Origin of the sequence: Butyricimonas muris (assembly GCF_046365375.1) — a bacterium.
In the GTDB taxonomy this organism is placed as follows: Bacteria; Bacteroidota; Bacteroidia; order Bacteroidales; family Marinifilaceae; genus Butyricimonas; species Butyricimonas muris.
The window spans coordinates 1-4,950 of sequence record NZ_JBKEIT010000022.1 but is presented as its reverse complement, the minus strand read 5'-3'; the positions used below and the strand labels follow the sequence as shown (position 1 = coordinate 4,950).

The following is a 4,950-nucleotide window of genomic DNA, read 5'->3' as shown; positions in this document are numbered from 1 at the left end:
AGGTATTTATATACCACCTTGCAGTGAATAATCACCATAGATATTTAGTAATAATCCCGTGCGTTTATTAAAATCCTCGTCAAAAGATGGGGGATTTTATTTCAATGTTTTGTTTTGAAACTTTATTTGCATTACTTTTGATGGAAAATTAAAAGTAATTATGGACAAATTTTTAATGGCTCTATCAATCTTAAAGAGTGGAAAGTTGAAAAATACTTCACACATAACGACAGGATTAGAGTGAGCTCCATTTGAAATGAATGGATGTAGATATTATATTATTGGTTTCTGCTTTAATGAATCGGAATTTATCAACGAAACAGATTTATCTCCTGATTTAATTTGTCAATATATGGATTTGAACGGGAATAAATATCATGAAAACATCATGAAATTGTTGACTCGTGCAATATATTTAGATCCATTTACACGTTTGACTCATTCATCACAATAAATAACATCGTAACATTGAAGAGGTAATTGACATACTTGCCTTATTGTGCAGATCTTCGTGACAAAGTCAACCTCCTCGAGTTGTAAGAATTCGATAATATGTTTCACGAATTCTTTCTCCTCTTCTTCTGTTATGTAACCAGCGTGTTTGGGTATCAATTTCTCGAATGCTTTTTGAACATTATCACCTAAATCCGAGTAATTCCAAAATAACGGTCTTGCTTTTATTTTTCGTGCTTCTTCTATAGTCATAATCTTTGGTATTATTAATCAATACATGTCAAATAACCACCAATTATAAATCACGCTTCCGCTATCAACTCCTTGTATCTCAGCCTTCCACTCAAGTTATTCACGAGGTAAATGAACCGTTCGCTCGTCGTGAACTTCATTGTCGAACGCCTGAACACGTGCTCGTCGACGTATAGCTGCAGGTGCTTCTTGCTCACGCTCACGTAATTGTACAGGTTCCTCTTCATGACACTCCAGAGGTTCTCCACCGAGTTAGTCGTGCAACCGTTTTTCTTGGCGTAAAGCCCCTCGCCGTGGTTCACCGTGTCGTGGACGAAAACCTCGCCGAGCTTGTTGTACGCGAGTGACTCGTCCGTGTAGACGTTGGAACCGATCTCCACGTGTCGCGTGATATGGGGCATCAGGTCTTTTGACGTGGTGTCTCTCACGACCTTCATCACCACCTTGTTGGTCGATCGTTCAAGCATGCCGAATACCGGTGTCTTGTCCTTGGTGGCACCACGACCTTGGGCGTGTTTTACCTTCTTGGACGAGTGACGGTTCTTGTTCTTCCCGCCGACGTAAGTCTCGTCCATCTCCACGTCGTTCTCGAGCGTGACACCGTTCTCCCCGCTCATCAAGAATCTCAATCTCTGGAGGACGAACCACGCGGTCTTCTGCGTGATCCCGAGATCCCGAGATAGTTGCATGGAGCTATACCCGAGCTTGTGGTTGGAGAATAACCACAAAATCGCGATCCATGTTCTAAGCCCCAGTTTCGTGTTTTCCATGATCCATTTTGTTTTCACGTTAAACCGTCTTTTTGTATTCTTGCAGTAATAGTAGTTGTTCTTGCACTTGTACACCTTGGACGACGGGTCGAAAGGCGATACTGGTTTCCCGTTCCATCTAACTTGTTCTAGAAACTCGATGCATTTTCGCTCGTCAGAATACTCCATCAAGAGTCGTGGTAGACTGTCAATCTCGAATTTTATCATCATTCTCTCGTTTATGGTGAAAGTCTTGTCGACTTTGCCGTTGAATATCAATGCTTTACCCATGACAAACATAAATTAATTTCACCGAATATACACGTTTTCAGCGAGATAATAGATTTAAATGATGATTCGAGATGTAAACGCTGGAGACGATAACCTAACGTTGTCAAGAAAAATAAGAGAGGGAAATTCTCGATGAGAAAATCCCTCGAACCATCCATCACGATGGCTTTCAAAAAGTTAGCACTTCTAGTGCTAAAAACAGTGGTCAGTTTCATGCTCGAGAAATTACTAGATAAACTCGCCCGAAACTTGTTTTAATCTCCAACTCCACCCTTTACCCCACGGGTGGAGTTTTTAATTACTGTTAAATGAATGACATCGTTTACCAGATTATAAACGATGAGACTTGTACACGATGTTACACGCGAAATTTTCGGTTTTCACGATATAGAATTATTCTAAATAGCCGTCGATTATCGATCGTTATTCTGGACGATTTTGTTGTTGTTAAATTTCCGGTTACCTTTGTAGCAAGAGAGTAAAAAGTCTCGTCGTACAACGAGACTTTTTCATTCTAAAGGTCTTTGAAATGCTAAAGGGAATGCTTGTACTCGTTTAAGTTACGACTTACTCCCCCCTCGACATCAGTTACAATAGTAAAGTCTATTTTTAATTATATTTTTTATCATTTTATGTATAAAAACTTTATAGACGAATTGATCGCGCGAGGAGTGATCGTCGTCAACAACAAACCTGTACATGTACGGGAGTACTATCGTGATCGATTGATGAAACGCGAGCATGTTCGCGAACATTGGAGATCACTCCCACGTGGTAAAAGTTGGTTCTTGTAATTGACTTTTGACATTCCCTTGGCATTTCAATATTCTTTTTATATATCATCTCGTTATTAATATTTATTATTTCTTTCTCGTGATGCATGACACCCGTTCTTGAATTATAAAACTCGCCGAAAATCCCCGTGTCACGAGATAAAAGATTACTTTCGCGTCTCGAGCAACAATCTCTTTTAGAGTGATAACGCTAGAATGTTTGAAAATTGATTATATTTGCACCGTTCGATCCATGTTGATCGGGCGGATATAATAGTTTAAACGGAAAGCGTTTAGACTTGTTCTCGTTGACGAATCTGACAAATTTAACAAGGGGGAACAGGTTAATGCTCTTCGCTCGTGTACACGCGTAAAAACGCGTCAATATACGGCGTGGGATTGTTGCTTGTTTTACCTTAAGGCTTTGTCAGAGCCAGTCAACTGAAACAAGTTCACGATACCCACGCTTTTCTAGTGGATAAAACTTCCCTCTCGGGGTGTCGGGGAAAACAAAAAAATTCTACAATGAGAAAACTTCTTTATTTAACCAGTATTTTGGTCATGTTCATCGCCTGTAGCGATGACAAGGATGACAAGTTTCCTATCACGGGGTTGGAGTTACCGTCGCTCGAGAACCCCGTGAAACCGGGTGACGTGTTAACGATCAAGGGATCGGGGTTCACCAGTCAAAGCGAGATATGGTTCCGTGCCGTGACATCGAGATCCACGGGTGACGTTCAAGCCAACGTCACGGGTGTCGATGATAACGGTATCACGTTTGTCGCCCCGGCGGTAAGCGGTAAGCAATCCGTGTTGTTGAAGGAAAACGGTGACGAGTACACGCTCGGGGAGATGACATTCGTCGATGAAACGGGCGAGGTAGAGATCCTGCCGAGAAAAATCGTTAAAGTCAAGGAGATCGATGCCATCGAACCAGAATATTACAACGTCTACGAGTTCACCTACAACGCCGACGGGACGCTCGCCAAGATGACGTGGCAAGAGACAGGTTACAGTCTCGTGACTACAAAGTACGATTACAAGACTGGAACGATCACGTCGATATCGGACAGGAACGCTATCCCCGTGGAGGAAGTGTACACGTTAAAAGACGGGAAGGTGATGAAATTCATCCACGGTAACGAGAAAAAGGATAAAGATGAAAGATATGAATATGACTACACGTACACGGGTGACTTGTTAACCAAAGTTGACGGGGACAACGAGGGCAATGACGAGGACGAGACATTCACTCGTGATGCCAGCAACAACTTGACCCGGTACGAGTACAAGGATAACAGCATCGTGAATTACGACGGGTCGATAGATTTCACCTACGGCGGGCAGTTGAACAACCTGAACATCGATTTCTTTTACTTCATCAGCATGAATTATTTCGATTGTAACTCGATGATTCCATGCTTGCTTAACGTCACTGGTCAACGTTCCATCTATCTCCCCGACACGATGAAACTTTCCGAGCCGATGGAAGCCGGTGACGAGGAGGGATTCCTGACCGGGAAAGACATCACGAGTTACGCTTTCAAGTACGAGATGAAAGACGGTTACATCACGAGAATCACCCTCACCAACACTACCGATAACGAGGACGAGTTGATTTACGAGATAACATACGAGGAATAAAAGTAACGTGAACTATCCACGTGATAAAAGGAGGGTGAGAGATCATCCTCCTTTTTTCAAAATTAACGTGTCTTGAAACCGTGGTTGGTGGGGAAATATCTGAAGCGATAGTGATAAATTTCATGTCTATTTTAGATCGTAACTATTTAGACATGAATTGTAAAGAAGCACTCGTGATGCTTCAATTATCTCATTTTTCACGAGCATAACAACGTGAACAAACATGTAATTGAGATTTTTTTCAAGAAAGAGATTATGGGTGTAATCTCTTTCATTTTTATCTCAATTTTTATATCCGATGTAATATATTTTACTATCAACATAATATAAATAATTAGAAATAATTAAATAATTTATTCCTAATTCTAACATCATGAGATTCAATTTTTGAAAAAATTCGTGTGTTTTAAATTACTCGTGGACAATCTTGTACAAATATTCTGACAGCTTTTTTAAATTCTTCTTAAAGTATTGTTGAAATTCTCGTGGTAAGTTCTCGTGAAAATATTTTTGAAATTATTGTGAAAGTTCTTATTGAAAGTTCTTATTGAAAGTTCTTATTGAAAGTTCTTATTGAAATTCTTATGAAAGTTCTCGTGAAAAATCTCGTGAAATAATTGTTAATAGCCTTTTTAAAATCTTCTTAAAATACTTGTTGTAACGTTTTGTATTCTTATGGTCATATTTTTAATAGAAATCTATGATATTAGAATTACGAGGGCAAATATAATGAAAGAAAACATGGAAAACAAGAATACCTGTTGATTTTTAAATGCACGATAAAAGGA

General features: G+C 39.9%; 3 protein-coding genes. 1 reads left to right on the top strand and 2 read right to left on the bottom strand.

Annotated elements, in window-relative coordinates; all coding sequences use genetic code 11:
- Positions 1–438 precede the first annotated feature (438 nt).
- The gene (locus ACK8P8_RS22170; RefSeq protein ID WP_369859623.1) at positions 439–705 is read right to left on the bottom strand and encodes a hypothetical protein; all 267 of its coding nucleotides are present in this window, start codon (positions 703–705) and stop codon (positions 439–441) included.
- Between the two features lie 50 nt (positions 706–755).
- Positions 756–1,745: an IS1595 family transposase gene (locus ACK8P8_RS22165; protein ID WP_369859622.1), complete on the bottom strand. Its 990-nt coding sequence runs from the start codon at positions 1,743–1,745 to the stop codon at positions 756–758.
- 1,298 nt (positions 1,746–3,043) lie between these two features.
- Here ACK8P8_RS22165 and ACK8P8_RS22160 point away from each other — a divergent pair.
- Entirely contained in the window at positions 3,044–4,162 is a 1,119-nt protein-coding gene (locus ACK8P8_RS22160) for a hypothetical protein (RefSeq protein WP_410026330.1), read from the top strand.
- Positions 4,163–4,950 lie beyond the last annotated feature (788 nt).